Source organism: Herbaspirillum lusitanum P6-12 (genome assembly GCF_000256565.1).
In the GTDB taxonomy this organism is placed as follows: domain Bacteria; phylum Pseudomonadota; class Gammaproteobacteria; order Burkholderiales; family Burkholderiaceae_D; genus Herbaspirillum; species Herbaspirillum lusitanum.
In genome coordinates, this window is record NZ_AJHH01000020.1 from 1 (window position 1) to 15,608 (window position 15,608).

At 61.1% G+C, this 15,608-nt stretch carries 16 protein-coding genes and 1 pseudogene; 6 read left to right on the forward strand and 11 right to left on the reverse strand.

The window, feature by feature from the left end; all coding sequences use genetic code 11:
* Positions 1-23: 23 nt before the first annotated feature.
* The 10 genes and pseudogenes from HLUSI_RS0100925 to HLUSI_RS0100970 all read right to left on the reverse strand — a co-directional run bounded on the left by HLUSI_RS0100925 (position 24) and on the right by HLUSI_RS0100970 (position 9,924).
* Entirely contained in the window at positions 24-797 is a 774-nt protein-coding gene (locus HLUSI_RS0100925) for an OmpW/AlkL family protein (protein WP_016832171.1), read from the reverse strand.
* Positions 798-1,077: 280 nt separating this feature from the next.
* Complete coding sequence (locus HLUSI_RS0100930; protein WP_016832172.1) at positions 1,078-2,115, reverse strand: L-threonylcarbamoyladenylate synthase; 1,038 nt, start codon at positions 2,113-2,115, stop codon at positions 1,078-1,080.
* A 15-nt stretch (positions 2,116-2,130) separates the two neighbouring features.
* Positions 2,131-3,337: pseudogene (locus tag HLUSI_RS26365) on the reverse strand (5-(carboxyamino)imidazole ribonucleotide synthase).
* The gene (purE, locus tag HLUSI_RS0100940; RefSeq protein WP_040502992.1) at positions 3,334-3,849 is read right to left on the reverse strand and encodes a 5-(carboxyamino)imidazole ribonucleotide mutase; all 516 of its coding nucleotides are present in this window, start codon (positions 3,847-3,849) and stop codon (positions 3,334-3,336) included. The pseudogene HLUSI_RS26365 and the gene purE overlap by 4 nt, the downstream one beginning before the upstream one ends.
* Before the next feature lie 2 nt (positions 3,850-3,851).
* A complete protein-coding gene (locus HLUSI_RS0100945; protein WP_016832175.1) occupies positions 3,852-4,748 on the reverse strand; it encodes a phosphoribosylaminoimidazolesuccinocarboxamide synthase in 897 nt (298 codons plus the stop codon).
* A gap of 130 nt (positions 4,749-4,878) precedes the next feature.
* Complete coding sequence (gene fba / locus HLUSI_RS0100950) at positions 4,879-5,943, reverse strand: class II fructose-bisphosphate aldolase (RefSeq protein ID WP_029362970.1); 1,065 nt, start codon at positions 5,941-5,943, stop codon at positions 4,879-4,881.
* Between the two features lie 24 nt (positions 5,944-5,967).
* Positions 5,968-7,401 carry a pyruvate kinase gene (gene pyk, locus HLUSI_RS0100955; protein ID WP_016832177.1) on the reverse strand — a complete coding sequence of 478 codons (1,434 nt, stop codon included), beginning with the start codon at positions 7,399-7,401 and terminating at the stop codon, positions 5,968-5,970.
* A gap of 56 nt (positions 7,402-7,457) precedes the next feature.
* On the reverse strand, positions 7,458-8,639 hold the full coding sequence (locus tag HLUSI_RS0100960) for a phosphoglycerate kinase (RefSeq protein WP_016832178.1): 1,182 nt from the start codon (positions 8,637-8,639) through the stop codon (positions 7,458-7,460).
* Positions 8,640-8,788: 149 nt separating this feature from the next.
* Entirely contained in the window at positions 8,789-9,112 is a 324-nt protein-coding gene (locus tag HLUSI_RS0100965; protein WP_029362971.1) for an AzlD domain-containing protein, read from the reverse strand.
* A complete protein-coding gene (locus HLUSI_RS0100970) occupies positions 9,109-9,924 on the reverse strand; it encodes an AzlC family ABC transporter permease (RefSeq protein ID WP_029362972.1) in 816 nt (271 codons plus the stop codon). Before HLUSI_RS0100970 ends, HLUSI_RS0100965 begins: the two co-directional genes overlap by 4 nt.
* A gap of 146 nt (positions 9,925-10,070) precedes the next feature.
* On the opposite strand from HLUSI_RS0100970, the gene HLUSI_RS0100975 reads away from it, so the two are divergent.
* From HLUSI_RS0100975 to HLUSI_RS0100995, 5 genes are all read left to right on the forward strand, one after another.
* Positions 10,071-10,991 (forward strand): branched-chain amino acid transaminase, encoded by a 921-nt coding sequence (locus HLUSI_RS0100975; protein WP_016832181.1) that lies wholly within the window; start codon positions 10,071-10,073, stop codon positions 10,989-10,991.
* A 35-nt stretch (positions 10,992-11,026) separates the two neighbouring features.
* Positions 11,027-11,224: a zinc-finger domain-containing protein gene (locus tag HLUSI_RS0100980; RefSeq protein WP_016832182.1), complete on the forward strand. Its 198-nt coding sequence runs from the start codon at positions 11,027-11,029 to the stop codon at positions 11,222-11,224.
* Between the two features lie 97 nt (positions 11,225-11,321).
* Entirely contained in the window at positions 11,322-11,753 is a 432-nt protein-coding gene (locus HLUSI_RS0100985; protein ID WP_016832183.1) for a YybH family protein, read from the forward strand.
* Positions 11,754-11,817: 64 nt separating this feature from the next.
* Positions 11,818-12,768, forward strand: a complete 951-nt coding sequence (locus tag HLUSI_RS0100990; RefSeq protein ID WP_016832184.1) for a YheT family hydrolase — start codon at positions 11,818-11,820, stop codon at positions 12,766-12,768.
* Between the two features lie 3 nt (positions 12,769-12,771).
* On the forward strand, positions 12,772-13,368 hold the full coding sequence (locus HLUSI_RS0100995) for a DUF2946 family protein (RefSeq protein ID WP_016832185.1): 597 nt from the start codon (positions 12,772-12,774) through the stop codon (positions 13,366-13,368).
* A gap of 21 nt (positions 13,369-13,389) precedes the next feature.
* On the opposite strand, the gene HLUSI_RS0101000 is transcribed toward HLUSI_RS0100995, so the two are convergent.
* On the reverse strand, positions 13,390-14,961 hold the full coding sequence (locus HLUSI_RS0101000) for a M48 family metalloprotease (RefSeq protein ID WP_029362973.1): 1,572 nt from the start codon (positions 14,959-14,961) through the stop codon (positions 13,390-13,392).
* A 103-nt stretch (positions 14,962-15,064) separates the two neighbouring features.
* Here HLUSI_RS0101000 and moaC point away from each other — a divergent pair, with 103 nt between their 5' ends.
* The gene (gene moaC, locus HLUSI_RS0101005; RefSeq protein WP_016832187.1) at positions 15,065-15,580 is read left to right on the forward strand and encodes a cyclic pyranopterin monophosphate synthase MoaC; all 516 of its coding nucleotides are present in this window, start codon (positions 15,065-15,067) and stop codon (positions 15,578-15,580) included.
* Positions 15,581-15,608: the final 28 nt, after the last annotated feature.

Consider the following 15,608-nt stretch of genomic DNA (forward strand, 5'->3'; position numbering starts at 1 on the left):
TTTTTTATTTGGCGATTCAAGACTTAGAACTTGTAGCCGACGGACAAGAAAGTAACAATCGGGTTCAGTGTCAGGCTGGTGCGCGACGTCACAGGGCCGTTTGCGGCTGCACCCGAACCGGTTCCTGTTGGAAGACCCGTGGTTGTGATGGTTGCATCTGTCTTCAGCGGAATATAGGACACGGAAAAACCAAGCGACCAGTTGTTGTCGAAGTTATACGTAGCACCCAGGTTCAGCACGGGTGCCCACGACGAGCTCAGATCTGCGGTAGATGTCGCTGAGGTCGACGCGAACGGACCGGAATAGCTGCGCGAAATAGTCTGCTGGAAATTGCTGCTCAACTTGACGTCCGAGTACCAGACATAGGTAACACCCGCGCCGACGAATGGGCGAAACTTGCTGTTACCGTCGCCGAAGAACCATTTGGCGACGATTGCCGGGCTCCATTGCTTGGCATTGCCGATTTCACCAACACCTTGCAATGTGCCGGTGCCGTTCAGTTTGAATTTAGGCGGAATGCCAACGTCAGCGGTAAGTGCGAAATTGTCGGTGAAGAAATGGGTCAGCGCGACGCCTACGGTATCGGCGTTGGAAATCGAGGCACCGCTGCCTGCGATCGGGCCGGCATTCGGTCCGTCAATCTTGCGCAATGTCTCGCTGGAATCTTGTGGCGCCAGATGGAACCAACCGACGTTCACGACATTGCTGCCGGCGGTTTGCGCCATTGCCGGTGCAGCGAAAGCGGCAGCGATGGACAGCGCAGCGATTTTTGGCAAAAGGGAAAATTGTTGCTTCATGTGTCGTCTCCAAATGTGAAGGGCTGCGCCCTGTTTTATAAATTATTCCGACTATGGTTCGGGAAGTGTCGACAACGTTGTTCGTCGCCTATTCTTGGTTGAATGCACATTGGGAAGGACTGCCCTCCCGCCTTGCACTCATTTAACAAAAAGAACGTGCGTGCTATTCTTTTGCGATACTATGCCAGCTTTAATTCGCTTTGTATAGACGTGTATTTTTTTGGCAACTGGAAATGATTTCCAAGCCAAAATCAGTGCGGAAGAAGAGAGAAAAAGAACGTCAGGTCGCCAATAAGCGCGACAGAATTCCAGTCGAATCGAAGGCCGCGCGGCGCAAGCGATCGTTGATACCTTGCCATTCCGCAGTCTGCGGCAACGACTCCACCACGATCACGTCGGCGCCCTTGTGATCCATATCCCGCAGCGCAGCATACAAGCCGTGGGCGTAGCGGTCGGCGTCCGTCGACATGGCTGCTGAAGCATGCACCGGCATTGCGGCGGTGCGATAAATCAACGCCACTTTGTAACCGCCTGCAGCGAGCTGTTGCAGCACGCCGGCGAGTTGTTCCGGCGCCACCTGAGCCACCGGCGTATGCGGCGCATAGTGCGCATCGAGCGTGCCGGAGGCGCGCGGCGCGGCCGCATCGGGAGCGCGTGGCGCGACACCCAGCACGGCAGCAATCTGGTCCACGCTGATCTGGCCCGGACGCAGCAAAACCGCGCCATGGGTTTCCACGCGCGACAGATCGACGATGGTTGATTCGATGCCGACTTCGCTTTGCCCGCCATCCAGGACGTAGTCGAGCAGGCTGTCGGCTTCGCCGAATTCTTCGCGCACATGTTGCGCGGTGGTCGGACTTACATGACCGAATTTGTTGGCCGAAGGTCCGGCGACGCCGCCCTTGCCGCCCTTGAATTCACGCAGCAGCGCCTGCGCAACCGGATGCGACGGACAACGCACGCCGATCGAATCCTGACCGCCGGAAGCTGCTGCCGGAACGTGTGCGGCACGCTTGAGAATCAGCGTCAGCGGACCGGGCCAGAATGCGTCGATCAATGCCCGCGCCTGCGGCGGCACGTCGGCGGCCCAATACGAAATGTCTGCTTCAGGAGCGACGTGAACGATGACCGGATGATTGGCGGGACGACCTTTGGCGGCATAGATGGCCGCAATCGCCGCCGGGTTCTCGGCATCCCCGCCCAGGCCATAGACGGTCTCGGTGGGGAAGGCCACCAGGCCGCCGCGCTCCAGCGTACGCGCCGCATGCATGACGGCCGCAGCGTCAATGGCCGAGGAAGATGCGCTCTTGTCGTTCATCGCCGCCCTCTTACCTTACAGGGCAATGCCAAGGATGGCGCAAGCCGCCGTCAGCTGCTGCTGCGCATCGGCCAGCGTGGCGCCGGTGAAGGTGACGTGGCCCATCTTGCGGCCACGGCGTGCTTCGGCCTTGCCGTACAAGTGCACGTGTGCGCCCGGCAGCGCCAGCACCTGGTCCCAGGCGGGTTCGCGCTGGGTGTCGGTGTCGCCCTCGTACCAGACATCACCCAGGATGTTCAACATCACCGACGGCGAATGCTGGCGCGTATCGCCCAGCGGCAGGCGCGCCATGGCGCGGGCCTGTTGTTCGAACTGGCTGGTGACGCAGGCATCGATGGTGTAGTGGCCGCTGTTGTGCGGGCGCGGGGCCATTTCATTGACCACCAGCGCACCGTCTTCCAGCACGAAGAATTCGATGCACAGCACGCCCACGTACTGCAGCGCGCCGATGATCTGCAACGCCGCCTGCTGTGCACGCGCAGCAGCATCGGCCTTGATGTTGGGACCGGGTACGGTGGTGGTGAAGAGGATGCCATCGCGATGCACGTTCTCGGCAATCGGATACACCACGGCAGCGCCGTCGGCGCCCGCGCGCCACCAGAACCGATACTTCATAGGCGAGCGGCAGCATTTTTTCCAGCAGGCAGGTCACCCCCTTCATCTCGGCGAACGCAGCCTTGACGTCGGCGATGCTGTGCACGCGCACCTGGCCCTTGCCGTCGTACCCCATGCGTACGGTCTTCAAAATCCCCGGCAGCAAATCGGCGGGGATCGCATCGATGTCCGCCTCGGAAGCGATGACCTTATGCGGCGCAGGCTGCACGTCGGAACTGGCGCCGCAATCGACGAAGAAGCGCTTCTCGGCAATGCGGTCCTGCGCAATCGAAACACCGGCAGCCGACGGCGCGACATAGGTTTTTTCGGCCAAGGCAGCAAGACTGTCGGCAGAAACGTTTTCAAATTCTGTCGTGACCGCACCGCACAGCGACGCCAATTCTTCCAAACCCCTGGCGTCGGTATAAGACGTGCGAATCAGGCGATCTGCAACTTGCCCGGCCGGACAATCTTCCTCCTGCTCCAGCACGGCGACCTTGAAGCCCATCGCCTGTGCGGCGTGGGCGAACATGCGGCCGAGCTGGCCGCCGCCCATCACGCCCAGCCAGGTGGCCGGTGTCGTGGTGGGAATCGAAACTGTGTTCAACGGAGACTGCTTCTGACTCATAACGGCAACTTCATATCCAGGGCAACTTGCGTCTGCTTGACGCGGAAGGCTTCCAGCTTCGCCGCCAGCGCCTCGTCGGTGGTGGCCAGCATGGCGATCGCCGACAAGGCGGCGTTGGCGGCGCCGGCTTCGCCGATGGCGTAAGTCGCGACCGGGATGCCCTTGGGCATTTGCACGATGGATAACAGCGAATCTTCGCCGCGCAGATATTTGGAAGGCACCGGCACGCCGAGCACCGGCACGATGGTCTTGGCGGCAATCATGCCCGGCAGATGCGCTGCACCGCCGGCACCGGCGATGATGGCGCGCAGGCCGCGTCCACGTGCTTTTTCGGCGTAGTCAAACATCTGGTCCGGCATGCGGTGCGCCGAAACGACCTGAGCCTCATGCGGGATGCCGAATTCCTTCAGGATCGCCACGGCATGTTGCATCACATCCCAGTCGGACGACGATCCCATGACGACGCCGACGACCGGCGCTTGTGCATTGGCTTGTGCGTTGTTCTGGCTCATCATCAGTCCTTGAGCGAATTGCCGGTCAGACGCTCCAGCGCTTCACGGTACTTGGCGCCGGTCTTTTCGATCACTTCAGCAGGCAATGCGGGGGCAGGCGGCGTCTTCTTCCAGCCGTCGACGGTTTCCAGATAGTCGCGCACGAATTGCTTGTCGAACGACGGCGGCGAGATGCCGACCTTGTAGCTGTCCGCCGGCCAGAAGCGCGACGAGTCGGCAGTCAGCACTTCGTCCATCAGGTGCAGCACGCCGTTGTCGTCAAGGCCGAATTCGAACTTGGTGTCGGCGATGATGATGCCGCGCGTGGCGGCGTAGTCGGCGGCGGTCTTGTACAGCTTGATGCTGATGTCGCGCATCTTGTTGGCCAGTTCGCTGCCGATGCGCTTTTCCATCTCGGCGAAGCTGATGTTTTCGTCGTGCTCGCCGAGGTCGGCCTTGGCGGCCGGCGTGAAGATGGGCTCGGCCAGCTTGGCTGCTTGCTGCAGACCTTCCGGCAATTTGATGCCGCAGATCGAACCGGTATCCTGATAATCCTTCCAGCCGGAGCCGATGATGTAACCGCGCACCACCGCTTCCACCAGGATCGGCTTCAAGCGCTTGGCGACCACGGCGCGACCGCGCACCTGTTCGACTTCATTGGCGGCAACCACGGTTTCCGGTGCGATGCCGGTCAAATGATTCGGCACGATGTCGCCCAGCTTCTCGAACCAGAAATCCGACATCTGGTTCAACACTTTTCCCTTGCCCGGAATCGGTTCGTTCATGATGACGTCGAATGCCGACAGGCGGTCGGTCGTCACGATCAGCAGCTTGTCGTCGCCGACGGCGTAGTTGTCGCGCACCTTGCCGTTGCCCAGCAAAGGGAGTGAAGTGATGGAAGTTTTGTAGAGGCTGGTCATGTTGATTCCGGTCAATCTGTGGGCTATGCGAAAACGGCAAGACTGCCGTTTTTCTTCCCACCTTTAAAGTCAAAAAACCGGGACTGCTGATGCTTAGTCCCGGTCGGTCGCTTGGCTAGCGCTTACGCAGTCACTGCACAATCTGCGACAGCTCGCCCTTCTTGTATTTCTCTGCAATCTTTTCCAGCGGGACTGCCTTGATCTTGCCAGCCTGGCCTTCGCAGCCGAACGACAGGTAGCGCGCCTTGCACACCAGCTTCGCAGCTTCGCGGGCCGGCTTGAGGTAATCGCGCGGGTCGAACTTGCCTGGATTTTCCATCAGATAGCGACGGATAGCGCCGGTCATCGCCAGACGAATGTCGGTGTCGATGTTGATCTTGCGCACGCCGTGCTTGATGCCTTCCTGGATCTCTTCGACCGGCACGCCGTAGGTTTCCTTCATGTCGCCGCCGAACTGGCGGATCTCGGCCAGCAGCTCTTGCGGAACGGAAGACGAACCGTGCATCACCAGATGGGTGTTGGGGATGCGTGCGTGGATTTCCTTGATGCGGTCGATGGCGAGGATATCGCCGGTCGGCTTGCGCGAGAACTTGTAGGCGCCGTGCGAAGTACCGATGGCGATGGCCAGCGCGTCGCATTGCGTTTGCTTGACGAAGTCGGCGGCTTGCGCGACGTCGGTCAGCAACTGCTCACGCGTCATCTTGCCGTCGGCGCCGTGGCCGTCTTCCTTGTCGCCCATCATGGTTTCCAGCGAACCGAGTACGCCCAGTTCGGCTTCCACCGTGACGCCGATGGCGTGCGAGAACTCGACCACCTTGCGCGAGACTTCGACGTTGTATTCGTAGCTCGCGACGGACTTGCCGTCTTCCATCAGCGAACCATCCATCATCACCGAAGTGAAACCCGATTTGATCGCGGCCATGCAGACTGCCGGCGACTGGCCGTGGTCCTGGTGCATGACGACGGGGATATGCGGATACGCTTCGACCGCGGCTTCGATCAGGTGGCGCAGGAACGCTTCCCCGGCATATTTGCGGGCGCCGGCGGAAGCTTGCATGATGACTGGCGCGCCAACTTCGTCGGCAGCCTGCATGATCGCAGTGACTTGCTCCAGATTGTTGACGTTGAAGGCTGGCAGACCGTAGCCGTTTTCGGCGGCGTGGTCCAGCAATTGACGCATGGATACGAGAGGCATGATAAAACTCCAGAACAATGAAAATCAGTACTCGCCGACCCTGAGGATCTTCAGGGCGTTGGTGCCGCCGACTTGTCCAATCGGCTCGCCCCAGGTCACGACGATCAAATCACCCTTTTGCACGACGCCTTGCGCCAGCAGCAAGTCCTGCACGGCCTTCAACACCACTTCGGTGTCGGTGGACTGCGCCAGCTCGAACGTGCGTACATTGCGGAACAGCGCAGCCTTTTGGCGCGTCGCGACGTTGGGGGTGATGGCAAAAATAGGGATGTCGATGTTGTGCCGGCTCATCCACAACGCAGTGGAGCCGGACTCGGTCAGCGCGGCAATCGCCTTCACGCGCAGGTGATGCGCAGTGAACAGCGCACCGTACGCGATCGACTGGTCGACGCGGGTGAATTGCAGATTCAGGAAATCGGCGTCGAGCTTGCAGTCTTCGGATTTTTCCGCGGCCAGGCAGATGGCCGACATGGCTTCGACGGTTTCCACCGGATACTTGCCCGATGCAGTTTCAGCCGAAGTCATTACGGCGTCGGTGCCGTCCAGCACCGCGTTGGCGACGTCGGACACTTCCGCGCGCGTCGGCACGGCGTTGACGATCATCGATTCCATCATCTGGGTAGCGGTGATGGTCAGCTTGTTGGAAGCGCGCGCCATCTTGATCATGCGCTTTTGCAGACCAGGCACGGCGGCGTTGCCGACTTCCACGGCCAGATCGCCGCGCGCCACCATGATGCCGTCGGAGGCGTCGAGGATTTCCTGCAGCAGCGGGATCGCTTCAGCGCGCTCGATCTTGGCGATCATCAGCGGCTTGTGGCCGAACGGTTCACCGGCGACATTGCCGAGCTGGCGCGCCATTTCCATGTCGGTCGCATTCTTCGGAAACGATACCGCGACGTAGTCGGCCTGGAAGCTCATCGCCGTCTTGATGTCGTCCATGTCCTTGGCTGTCAGCGCCGGCGCCGACAAACCGCCGCCCTGGCGGTTGATGCCCTTGTTGTTGGACAGCTCGCCGCCGATCTTGACGACGGTGTGAATCTCATTGCCCAGCACACGCTCGACCACCAGCACGATCAGGCCGTCGTTGAGCAACAGCACGTCGTCGCCCCTGAGGTCGCGCGGCAATGCCTTGTAGTCGAGACCGACGCGTTCCTGGTTGCCCATGGCGCAATCGGCGTCGAGGATGAACTTGTCGCCGTTTTCGAGATTGATCTTGCCGTTTTCAAACTTGCCGACGCGGATCTTCGGACCTTGCAGGTCGGCCATGATGGCGACCTTGACGCCACAGGCATCGGCCACTTCACGCACCAATACGGCGCGGTCGATATGATCCTGCGCCTTACCGTGAGAGAAGTTCAGGCGCACCACGTTAACGCCCGCCTTGATCATGCGCGTCAGCGTGTCTCGGTCGCTGGAAGCGGGGCCGATGGTGGCAACAATCTTGGTGGCTCTTTGCATGAAAATCTTTCTCTGACGTGGTGGTAAAGCTTGGTGTCTCGTTGTTTTCGCTGTTCTTATTGCGCGCGCTGCATCAGGATTTCCACGGCCGGCAAAGTCTTGCCTTCGAGGAATTCGAGGAAAGCGCCGCCGCCGGTCGAAATATAGCCGACCTTGTCGGTAATGCCGTATTTGGCGATGGCCGCCAGCGTGTCGCCGCCGCCCGCAATCGAAAAGCCGTCTGAATCCGCAATCGCCTGCGCCAGCGCCTTGGTGCCGCCGCCGAACTGGTCGAATTCAAACACGCCGACCGGGCCGTTCCAGACGATGGTGCCGGCTTTCGCCAGTTGCGCTGCCAGCGTTGCTGCGGTCTTCGGACCGATGTCGAAAATCATGTCGTCGTCCGCGACATCCCTGGCGTCCTTGACGGTCGCGACCGCAGTCGGCGAAAACTCCTTGCCGCACACCACATCGACCGGGATCGGCACCGAAGCGCCGCGCTTGGCCATCATGTCGATGATGGCCTTGGCTTCGTCGACCAGATCGGCTTCGACCAGCGACTTGCCGATCTTCAGGCCGGACGCCAGCATGAAGGTGTTGGCAATGCCGCCGCCGACGATCAGGTTGTCGACCTTGTCGGCCAGTGCTTTCAGGATAGTCAATTTGCTGGAGACTTTCGAGCCGGCGACAATCGCCACCAGCGGACGCGCCGGCTGGTTCAGGGCCTTGCCCAGCGCATCGAGTTCGGCTGCCAGCAGCGGGCCGGCGCAAGCGACCGGGGCAAATTTGGCGATACCGTACGTGGTGGCTTCAGCGCGGTGGGCAGTACCGAAAGCGTCGTTGACATAGACGTCGCACAGCTTGGCGATCTTTTGCGCCAGCTCGTCGCTGTTCTTCTTTTCGCCCTTGTTGAGGCGGCAGTTTTCCAGCAACACGACCTGGCCGGGCGCGACGTCAACGCCTTCGGTCCAGTCCGAGACCAGTTTGACTTCTGCGCCCAACAGTTCTGACAGGCGCTTGGCGACCGGCGCCAGCGAATCTTCCGGCTTGAATTCGCCCTCGACCGGACGCCCCAGATGCGATGTCACCATCACCGCGTCGCGCGCCTGGCGGATGGCCGGCACCGAGGCGCGGATGCGCGTATCTTCGGTGATATTGCCGGCATCGTCCTGCGGCACGTTCAGATCGGCGCGAATGAAGACGCGCTTGCCTTGAAGTTGGTTGGCGGAGAGGAGGTCGCTGAATCGATTGAATTTCATTTTTCGCAGAATCTAAGGTGGGGCAAAAAGGCGTTATTTTACTCTACCCGCCCTGCCACCAGCATGGTTTTCAGAGAGGAATGAAGCATTCGGCGCCGCATTCCCGCAGTAATCGGTCCGGTGGCCGGGCAAGGCCTTCCGGGAAGGGCTTACAACGCCAGGCGCAGCACGGTGAACAGTGCCATCCCGGCAACAATCGTCCCCAAAAGATGTCGTGTTGCCAAGAAAAACACGCCGCCGCCGATGCCGGCCAGCAATTTGGGATTGGCCCAGTTGATGTCAATCGCGCCACCCGTCGTCACCAGGTCCGGCAAGACGATCGCCGCCATTGCCGCGGCCGGCGCATAACCGAGCGCATGCTGGAGCTTGGGCGGCAGCTTGACCGCATGGCCGAACAGGAAAAACCCGCTGCGCGTGATCAATGTCGACACAACCAACAAGACTATAGAAACCCAAACGTCGAAGGCGTTCATTCTTTTTCCTTCCCGATGAATTTGTCGGCCACCATTGCCGCCGCCATGCCGATCACCACCGCCAGCAGCAGGCCGAGCCGGTAAGGCAGGCTGATCGCCGCTACCGCGACCGCCCCGGAGACCACCACGCCCGCCAGCGCCGCGCGGTTGATGATCATCGGGATGGTGATGGCGATCAGCGCCAGGGTGCCGGCGAAGCCGATGTTCCAGCTTTCCGGGATCTGGCTGGCCAGCAAGATGCCGACGATCGCGCCGATCTGCCAGGCAAACCAGCCCGGATAGCAGATCGCTTCGAAAAAGCCGATCTTGCCGGCCGGCTGATGCACCGTGTGGGCGGGAAAGCGCCGCGGGAAGAATCCCATCGAGATGTCGCCGTTGAAGTAGCCGTACCAAACCCGCCGGTACCACGGCAGATGGGCGAAATGCGGCGCCACGGCGGCGGAGAAGATGACGAAACGGAGGTTGACGATCATGGCCGTCAGGAAGATCACGATCAGCGGCGTATGCGCCGCCAGCAAAGGCAGCACCGCAAACTGGGCGGAACCGGCATAGACCGTCAGCGTCATCGCCAGCGATTGCCAGAGTGTCATGCCGGATTTGACCATCGCCATGCCGGAAACCACGCCCCAGGCGGCCACGGCCGGAATCGTCGAGGCGCTTGCACGCCAGCCCTCCTGAAACGCTTCCTTTTCGATGCGCCGCGCCGCGAGTGCCGCGGTAGCAGTTGTGGCAACAACAGCGGCAACATCCGCAGATGCTCCATTGACTGCCGGGTCAGGTCGACTGTCCCCGGCGTCCGTCTCCTTATTCATTCTTGCCCTGGTCCGCTTTTATTGAATGCGATGAACTTGCAATACGGCATTTTTACTCAGTCCGGACATTTTACAGATGAAACTTTTTACGCGCTTGTTCCGTTAAAATGTGGTCTTTGCCTCTTGAACCCCATCGGAGACCTCCCATGTCCATGGACGACCGCGACGGAAAAATCTGGAAAGACGGCGCATTGATCGACTGGCGCGATGCGACCATCCACGTGCTGACCCATACGTTGCATTACGGCATGGGCGTGTTCGAGGGCGTGCGCGCCTACAAGACGCCGCAGGGCACGGCGATCTTCCGGCTGAAGGAACACACCCGGCGCCTGTTCAATTCGGCCAAGATTTTCCAGATGGAAGTGCCGTTCGACCAGGCCACCATCCTCGAAGCGCAATGCCAGGTGGTGCGCGAAAACCAGCTCGAGTCCTGCTACATCCGTCCGCTGATCTGGATCGGCTCGGAGAAGCTCGGCGTCTCCGCCAAGGGCAACAAGATCCATGTCGCCATCGCGGCGTGGCCGTGGGGCGCCTACCTCGGCGAAGACGGCATCAACAAGGGCATCCGCGTCAAGACCTCGTCGTTCAGCCGCCACCACGTCAACGTCTCGCTGGTGCGCGCCAAGGCCTCGGGCTACTACATCAACTCGATCCTGGCCAATCAGGAAGCGCTGGCCGACGGCTACGACGAGGCGCTGCTGCTGGACACCGACGGCTACGTCTCGGAAGGCTCGGGCGAAAACGTCTTCATCATCCGCGACGGCAAACTCTATACGCCCGACCTCGCCTCCTGCCTCGACGGCATCACGCGCGATGCAGTGCTGACGATGGCGCGCGACCTTGGCATCGAAGTCATTGAAAAGCGCATCACGCGCGACGAAATGTATTGCTGCGACGAAGCCTTCTTCACCGGCACCGCCGCAGAAATAACCCCCATCCGCGAGCTCGACAACCGTACCATCGGCAACGGTGGCCGCGGTCCGATCACGGAAAAACTGCAAACCTTGTTCTTCGACGTCGTGTCGGGCAAGGCGCCCCAATATCAGCATTGGCTGACACTGGTTTAATTTAAATAAGCACAATATCGCAACGGAGAAACACCATGAGCCAAGTCCAACAAACCCAGCCAGTTCAACTCGACGGCAAAGACCTGCCGGCCCACTGCCCCAACCCGAACATGCCGCACTGGTCGTCGCACCCGCGCGTGTTCCTGGAGCTCGACGACCACGGCGCCGCCAAGTGTCCGTACTGCGGCACGCAATACCAGCTCAAGCCGGGCGCCGTTGTCAAGGCGCACTAAGGCCGCAGATCATTGCCGCCGCAAGCAGCCGCAACACCGATAAAGAGGACCACCAGGAAACGATTGGTCCTCTTTGCTTTTTCCTCCTGGAGAAAACATGCCGCGCGCCAAACTGTTACATGGTTCACCCGATGAAATCGAAGCAGCGTATTACGATGCGCTGTCCCGCGCCGACCTCGATGCGCTGATGGCGCTGTGGGCCGACGACGAAGAAATCGTCTGCATCCATCCTGGCGCAGCGCGCCTGGTCGGCCATGTCGCCATCCGCAACAGCTGGGAAGAAATCCTCGCGCGCGGAGGTCTGCACATCCAGCCGCGCCAGTTGCATGCGGCGCACACCATCACCACCGCCGTGCACAACGTGATCGAGGAGATCCACCATCCCGACAACAGCCAACCGGACGTGCACGTCATCGCCACCAATGTTTACATGAAGACCGCGCAAGGCTGGCGCATCGTCACGCACCACGCCTCGGTCGCGCCGGGACCGGCACCGTCGGAACCCATCGCCGAGACCATGCTGCATTGATATTTTTCCTGCGCCGCCCGCTTTGCATCCTGTCCTGCGGCGGCGCATCCACTGTTCTTCATCCATGCAATACATCGCGCCTCGCTGGCTTCCCGGCGGCAATCTTCAAACGATTTATCCGTCGACCTTCATCGCCAAGCCGCCGGTGCGCTTCCGGCGCGAGCGCTGGGACACGCCCGACGACGACTTCATCGATGTCGACTTCGTCGACGGCCAGCCGGGACAACCGCTGGTGGTGCTGTTCCACGGCCTCGAGGGTTCATCCGACAGCCATTATTGCCGCGCCCTGATGGCGGCAGTGGCTGCGCGCGGATGGACCGGCGTGGTGCCGCATTTCCGCGGCTGCTCGGGCGAAATCAACCTGGCGCCGCGCTTCTACCATTCCGGCGACAGCAGCGAACTCGACTGGATCTTGCGCCGTCTGGGTACGCACCGTGCCGCCATCGGCGCCGGCAAGTTCTACGCCACCGGCGTATCGCTCGGCGCCAACGCCTTGCTGCGCTGGCTCGGCGAATCGCAGCATCAGGCCGAGTTCATCGATGCCGCATGCGCAGTGTCGGCGCCGCTCGACCTGGCCGGCGGCGGCGCGGCGCTGGCGCATGGCTTCAACCGGATTTATTCGCATGTGTTCCTGCGCACCATGCGCCCCAAATGCCTGGTCAAGCTGGATCAGTTCCCCGGCCTGTTCAGCCGCGACGCGCTGCTGCAGGCGCGCGACCTGTACACCTTCGACAACATCGTCACGGCGCCGCTGCATGGCTACCGCAACACCGAAGACTACTGGGACCGCGCCAGCGCCAAGCACATCCTGCACGACATCACGGTGCCAACGCTGGTGCTCAACGCCAAGAACGATCCGTTCCTGCCGCCGCAGTATTTGCCCAAAAGCGCTGCCGCATGCGTCAAACTGGAATATCCTGAAGAAGGCGGCCATGTCGGCTTTCCCACCGGTGCGCCGCCGGGCGATCTGGGCTGGCTGCCGCAACGCATGCTGCATTTTCTGGAAGGTAAATAGGCAATGGATGACGTCGTCAGGCAAGCGATGGCCAAGTGGCCGAATGTGCCGCACTGTTTCGGCTGGCTGAAGCTGGATGCGCGCGGACACTGGCGCATGCGCGACGAGCGCGCCCAGCATCTTGATCTTCCCGGCGACAAGATCGCGCATCCGGCGCTGCTCGGCTTCATCAATCGCAATTACACGCACGACGAGGAAGGCCGCTGGTATTTCCAGAACGGTCCGCAGCGGGTCTATGTTGATCTGGAACTGACGCCGCATATCGTGCGTACCGATCCGGTCGCAGGATTCATCACCCAGACCGGCGTCACGCTGGAAGCGGTTTCACAAGCCTGGCTGACGCGGGAAGGTCAACTGGTGCTGGCATCGAGCGCTATCGTCGCCGCGCTGGACGACCGCGACGCCGCCGCCGTGCTGGCGACGCTGACGGTTGCAGGACGGCCGGCGAGCGACGAAGAAATCATGGAATGGCTGGAAGGAAGCGATAAGGTCGCTCTGGTTTTCTCACAGGGCGGCAATGAACTTCCCTTGCAACGAATCAGTGCGGACAAGCTGGCCAGACAATTCGGCTTTGTCACGCACCCTCGCGCGACGGCCTGACAAGGGTTTGAGCAGCGACGACTATCCGCGCCCCTTGGTTTCCTTCATCTCTTCTTTCCACTGCTCCTTGAGATCACGCTCGCGCGCGTCGATCATAGCCTGATCGTAGAAGGTGGCATCCGGCGCCTTGCGCGCAATGCCGAGCTGCTCCAGCGCCGCCGGCAAACTGCCTTGCAGCACATAGGATTCCGCCAGCGCCATATGCTGCAGCGCTTGCTTGCCCTGCGCCGCATAGGCCTTGGCGAGCAGATCCTGCACGGCGACTTCGTGACGGTACAGCTGCGCCTGGTCGCGCAAATAGGCGACGGCGGCATCGTTGCGCTGCCCCTCGATCAACGCATCCGCGTACTGATGCGCCACCACGCGCGACAACGGGAATTGCTTGCGCGCGGCGTCGGCTTCCTTGAGCGCCTGCGCACCCTGCTTTTTAGCCAGCTTGATGTCGATGTCGAGGTTGGTGAACAGGATGCTCGGCACCATCGACTGCGAGGCTGCGCGCGCTTCCTGCAGCAAACCCTCGGCCTTGTCGTAAGAGCGTTGCAGGTAAGCCGCGTACGCCAGCCCGTACTTCGACACCATGATCTGCATCTTGGTGTTCTGGCGCAGTTGCGATTCAAAATACGCCTGGGCGTCACGGATGCCTTGCGACGTATTGTTCTGCAGCAAACGCACGCGCGCGCGGATCAGCTGAAAATCGGGATTATCGGCGCGCTGCTTGTAGCGCTGGTCGCGGATGCGCGCCTCGATGTCGGCGATACGTTCGGTGGTCAGCGGGTGCGTCAGCAGATACGGCGGCACCGCATCGCCAAAACCGCGCGACGCGCTTTGCAGGCGACCGAAAAACGCCACCATGCCCGAGGTGTCGAAGCCACCGTCGCGCAGGATTTGCAAACCGACGCGGTCTGCTTCGCGTTCGGCATCGCGACTGAAATTCAATTGCCGTTGCATCGCCAGGCCGGTGCCGCCCATCATCGTCGCCATGGCGGCGTCGCCACCCACGCGCGAGACACCGGCCAATGCACCGAGAACGATGGAGGCCAGTTGAATCATGGAATTCTGCTTTTGCTGGCCGATCATGCGCGCGATGTGGCGCTGCGCGACGTGACCGATTTCATGCGCAAGTACGGAGGCCAATTCGGACTCGCTTTGCGCCGCCAGCAGCAAACCGGAGTGCACGGCGATAAAGCCGCCCGGCAAGGCGAAGGCGTTCAACACCGGATCGCGGACCGCGAAGAAAAAGAAATCGTAGCCGGCTTCACCGCGCACGTCGGGCCGCACGGAGACCAGGTTGGAGCCGAAGTTGTTGAGGTATTCCAATACCGGACCGTCGTCGAGATAGTCCGGATCGCGCCGGATATCGCGCATGATCTGCTCGCCGAGTTTGCGCTCCATCAGCGGCGACAATCCTTCGCGCTCGGTGTCTCCCAGCGTCGGCAAAGCCTGCGCCACACCTGTGGTCGGCGCGACGGCCAGCGGCAGGATCGCTACAGTCAGCGCGAGTGCTGCGAACAGGGAGCGCAAAGCTGGACGCAACACGGGACGCAACAGAGAACTACGACGACGTGTGTGTACAGAAGATACGGACTGACGCATAGACGGGCACTGGGTAATAGATGGGGTGGCGTGGAGCGTGAAGGGCTCTTTCAATGCCTGCTATGATACCTGCAGTAATGACCGACTTTCACTTTCCGCCGCCATGACCGATTCCAAAACCGCAAATTCACCGGCCGACGCCAACCAGGGCCTGACCCATTTCGATCAGGGTGGACAAGCGCACATGGTCGATGTCGGCGCCAAGCATGATACCCATCGCGTCGCCGTCGCCAGCGGCGTCATTTCCATGAAGCCCCAAACGCTGGCCGTAATCCAGTCCGGCACCGCGAAGAAAGGCGACGTCCTCGGCATCGCCCGCATCGCCGCCATCATGGCGTCCAAACGCACCAGCGACCTGATTCCGTTGTGCCATCCGCTGGCGCTGACGCATGTATCGGTGGAGTTCGCCGTCGATGCAGGGCAGTCGCGCATCAGCTGCACCGTGCGTGTCGAAACCAACGGCAAGACGGGAGTCGAGATGGAAGCGCTGACGGCAGTGCAGGTCGGGCTGCTGACGATTTACGACATGTCCAAGGCAATCGATCGCGGCATGGTGATGTCGGATATTCGCGTGCAGGAAAAGCATGGCGGAAAATCGGGGTCTTGGTCGCAGGCTTGAGGCGTTTGCTGCGGACGTAAAAAAAGCG

Coding starts and splice junctions, on each gene's coding strand:
- HLUSI_RS0100925 (WP_016832171.1), bottom strand. CDS start 797: ATGAAGCAACAATTTTCCCTTTTGCCAAAAATCGCTGCGCTGTCCATC.
- HLUSI_RS0100930 (WP_016832172.1), bottom strand. CDS start 2,115: ATGAACGACAAGAGCGCATCTTCCTCGGCCATTGACGCTGCGGCCGTC.
- purE (WP_040502992.1), bottom strand. CDS start 3,849: ATGAGCCAGAACAACGCACAAGCCAATGCACAAGCGCCGGTCGTCGGC.
- HLUSI_RS0100945 (WP_016832175.1), bottom strand. CDS start 4,748: ATGACCAGCCTCTACAAAACTTCCATCACTTCACTCCCTTTGCTGGGC.
- fba (WP_029362970.1), bottom strand. CDS start 5,943: ATGCCTCTCGTATCCATGCGTCAATTGCTGGACCACGCCGCCGAAAAC.
- pyk (WP_016832177.1), bottom strand. CDS start 7,401: ATGCAAAGAGCCACCAAGATTGTTGCCACCATCGGCCCCGCTTCCAGC.
- HLUSI_RS0100960 (WP_016832178.1), bottom strand. CDS start 8,639: ATGAAATTCAATCGATTCAGCGACCTCCTCTCCGCCAACCAACTTCAA.
- HLUSI_RS0100965 (WP_029362971.1), bottom strand. CDS start 9,112: ATGAACGCCTTCGACGTTTGGGTTTCTATAGTCTTGTTGGTTGTGTCG.
- HLUSI_RS0100970 (WP_029362972.1), bottom strand. CDS start 9,924: ATGAATAAGGAGACGGACGCCGGGGACAGTCGACCTGACCCGGCAGTC.
- HLUSI_RS0100975 (WP_016832181.1), top strand. CDS start 10,071: ATGTCCATGGACGACCGCGACGGAAAAATCTGGAAAGACGGCGCATTG.
- HLUSI_RS0100980 (WP_016832182.1), top strand. CDS start 11,027: ATGAGCCAAGTCCAACAAACCCAGCCAGTTCAACTCGACGGCAAAGAC.
- HLUSI_RS0100985 (WP_016832183.1), top strand. CDS start 11,322: ATGCCGCGCGCCAAACTGTTACATGGTTCACCCGATGAAATCGAAGCA.
- HLUSI_RS0100990 (WP_016832184.1), top strand. CDS start 11,818: ATGCAATACATCGCGCCTCGCTGGCTTCCCGGCGGCAATCTTCAAACG.
- HLUSI_RS0100995 (WP_016832185.1), top strand. CDS start 12,772: ATGGATGACGTCGTCAGGCAAGCGATGGCCAAGTGGCCGAATGTGCCG.
- HLUSI_RS0101000 (WP_029362973.1), bottom strand. CDS start 14,961: ATGCGTCAGTCCGTATCTTCTGTACACACACGTCGTCGTAGTTCTCTG.
- moaC (WP_016832187.1), top strand. CDS start 15,065: ATGACCGATTCCAAAACCGCAAATTCACCGGCCGACGCCAACCAGGGC.